The following is a 3,562-nucleotide window of genomic DNA, read 5'->3' as shown; positions in this document are numbered from 1 at the left end:
CCAACTCCCGATACGTCACCGACAAACCCTCGAAAGTCACCGCCACCGCATCCGGGGCCCGCGCCACCCGCGCGGCGAAGGCCACCGGAATCGACACCGGCGGCAAAGCCGGCCGGGTCAACACCACCCGATTCCCCCACCCAGCCAGGCGCGCATGCTCACCGGCATCCAACACATCCACCGACGACAACCGCCGAGTCGGATCAGCGGTCATCGCCACCAACACCCGCCGCCACCGCTCGATGAACACCTCGACGCTCGCCGCGTCGAACACATCAGCGCGAAATTTCAGGCAGAGCTCCAGTTCAGCCCCCGGCTTGGCCGCAAGCGTCAGCGGATAATGAGTAGATTCGCGGCTGGTGAACTCGGTGATGGCCAACTCCGGTCCGCCCACCAGCGCGGCGGTGTCGACCGGGTAGTTCTCGTACACGAACAAGGTGTCGAACAAGGCGTCGTGACCGCTGATGCGGTGGATGTCGGCCAGCCCCACATGCTGGTGCTCGACGGTGTTGTTCTGGGCGGTTTGCAGCTGGGCGAGCAGCCCTTCGGTGGTGGTGGTCGCGGTGATGGTCGCCCGTACCGGCACCGTGTTGATAAATAGGCCCACCATCGATTCCACACCGGCCAACTCGGCGGGCCGGCCCGAGACGGTGGTCCCAAAGACGACGTCATGGTGCCCGGTCAACCCCATCAGCAATTGGGCCCAGCCGGCCTGCAACACGGTGTTGACGGTGGTGTGGCAGGAGCGGGCCAGCTCGCCAACGGCCCGGGTGATCTCGGCGGGCACCCGAAACGATGCAACCCCTCGCTGCCCCGGCCGCAACCGATCCGGCGGAGCGACCAATGTCGGGGTGTCGAAGCCGGCCAATACCGCGCCCCAGGCTGTGTGGGCGCCATGTTGGTCACGAGCAGCCAGCCAGGTCAAGAATGTGCGATACGACCCGGTCGCAGCCAGGGGCTGCCCTCGATAGCTGGCGAATATTTCCCGCAGCAGGATCGGCAACGACCAGCCATCGAGCACGATGTGGTGATGAGTCAGCAACAAGCGGTGTCGATCTTTTGCGGTGCGGATCAAAGCCGCTCGAAAGGCCGGCTGGTGGGCGAGATCGCCGACAGCGGCGCGTTCAGCGGCGCACACCTGCTGGATCTGCTCATCGCCATCGCCCTGGCCAAGGTCGACATAACGCCAGGGCACCTCCGGGTCGGCGGGGACGATCTGCACCGGGTCGTCGAATTGTTGGTGGAAGCGGGCCACCAGGTTCGGATGCCGGTTGACCACGGTTTGCACGGCATCGCGCAGCCGCTGCTGATCAACGGCACCGGTGAGGGCGAGATCCAGCTGCACGGCATACAGATCGTCGCCCGCCTGCGTGGTGCTGGCGTGAAAGAGAAGCCCCTGTTGCACCGGGGTCAGCGGCAAAATGTCGGCGATCCGGTGTTGCCGCTCGAACTCGTCGATCTGCTGCTGGTCCAGGCGGGTGGGCGTGAGATCGGAGGGAGTGAACCCGCCCCCGCCGCGCCGCACATGTGCGCAGATACCGGCGAGGGCCTCAAACCACAACCGGCTAAGTCGGGTGACCGCCGCACGATCAACTGCAGAGCGCGCCCACGTCCAGCCGGCGCGCAGGCGCGGGCCGGCGTCGGTGTCGACGATGCCGGCGTTGAGCTCCACGGTGTGCATCAGCGGCGTGGTCACCGCCGCGGCCGCGCCGGTGACCACGCCTTCGTGCCGGAGCTGCCAACCATCATCATCGGTCGCCGGGGCGCCGAGCCTCCCCACATAGTTGAACCCGATCGGCGGATCGGGACCAGGCAGCTCAATGTCGGTGTTCAGGTAGCGCAGCACACCGTAGGTCAGGCCGTCGGGAAGGGCGCGAAGCTGCTCTTTGGCATCCTTGAGCACCACCCCCAGCGCCGCCTCGCCGGCCACCGCCTGCGCCCACGACAGCCCGCCCACCACCAATGACACCGGGTATTTGGTCGTGAACCACCCCACCGTGCGCGACAGGTCAATACCGGGGGCCAATTCCTCCTGGCGCCCGTGGCCCTCCACGTCGATGCCGATCGGCGCGCCGTCGGTGCCCGAGAACCCCAAGAATTCCGCCCACGCCAAGGCGAACGCGATCAAAAGAATGTCGCCCACCCCGGCATGAAACGCCGCTGGGACCTCACCGAGCAGCATCCGGGTGGTCTCCACATCCAGCGACAGCGACAGCCGCCCGGCAGTGGCAAACGTATCCACGGCGGGCTGCACCGCCGGCAGCACGGCCGGGGCCGCCGCCACCCGCCGCCAGGCACCCGCCTGGCCCACGACCGCCGGGCGGCGCGCGTGCTCAGCCAGCAGCGACACCCAGCGTCGAAACGACGTGCCCGCCGCGGGGAGTACCACCTGCTGCCCGCCGCGATGCTGGGCCCAGGCGATATTCAGGTCATCCAACAGAATCCACCACGACACCGCGTCGACGGCCAAATGATGAATGATCAACACCAGCTGGCCGGTGGATTGCACCCACAGCGCGCTCATCATCACCCCGGCGGAAGGATTCAACCGCGACCGCGCCCCCACCAGCGCCTCATCCGACAGCGTCTCCACCGACTGCAGGCACGTACCGGCATCCACCGAGTCCGCTTCGGGCACCCATAACGACCACCCCCCGGCGCCGTCGTCGTCGACGCGCAGCCGCAACATGGCATGCCGGTCCAGCAAGGCCTGCACCATGACCACGACGGCGGCCTCGTTGACCCCGTGCGGAGCCTGCAGCAGCATCGTCTGATTGAACTGATCCACCGGGCCGCCCGCGCTTTTCAAGCCGTGCAGCCAACACATGATCGGGGTGGCCGCCACGTGCCCGAGGCCGTCATCGACGTGGCCACCTTCACCGTCGGCCATACCGGCCAGCCGGGCCAGCCCGGCCACAGTCTGCTCGACGAAGATGTCGCGCAACCGACACAGCAGGCCGGCGGCCCGGGCCCGTGCCACCACCTGTATCGACAAAATGCTGTCCCCACCGAGCTCGAAAAACGACTCATCGACACCGACCCGCTCCAGCCCGAGCACCTGGGCGTAGATGTCGGCCAGAATCTCCTCGACCGGGGTGGCCGGGGCGCGGTAACGATCACCATCGCGGTACTGCGGTGCCGGCAGGGCGCGGGTGTCGAGTTTGCCGTTGACCGTCAACGGCAGCGCGTCGATCGCCACCACCGCGGCCGGCACCATGTACTCAGGTAGCCGCTCGGCCAGCGCGGCACGCGCCGTGGCGGGGTTCGCAGTCCCGGTGACATACCCCACCAGCCGCTTGTCGCCGGGCCGGTCCTCGCGGGCGATGACTACCGCCTGCTTGACGCCGGCCGACTCGGCCAGCGCTGCCTGGATTTCGCCGAGTTCGATGCGGTAGCCGCGGATCTTGACCTGCTCATCAGCGCGCCCCACATAACGCAGCCGCCCATCAGCACCCCACCACACCAAATCCCCGGTGCGATACATCCGTATTCCCGCGCCGCCGAACGGACACGCCACAAACCGCGACGACGTCAACCCCGCCCGCCGCCAATACCCCACCCC

At 67.7% G+C, this 3,562-nt stretch carries 1 protein-coding gene; it reads right to left on the bottom strand.

Features of this window, described 5'->3' with window-relative positions; all coding sequences use genetic code 11:
• The coding region (locus tag CDN38_RS28545; RefSeq protein ID WP_142361424.1) for a condensation domain-containing protein at positions 1-3,562 on the bottom strand (3,562 nt) is incomplete at both ends.

Source organism: Mycobacterium ostraviense (assembly GCF_002705925.1).
Taxonomy (GTDB): domain Bacteria; phylum Actinomycetota; class Actinomycetes; order Mycobacteriales; family Mycobacteriaceae; genus Mycobacterium; species Mycobacterium ostraviense.
This window is presented reverse-complemented; position numbering and strand designations above follow the sequence as displayed.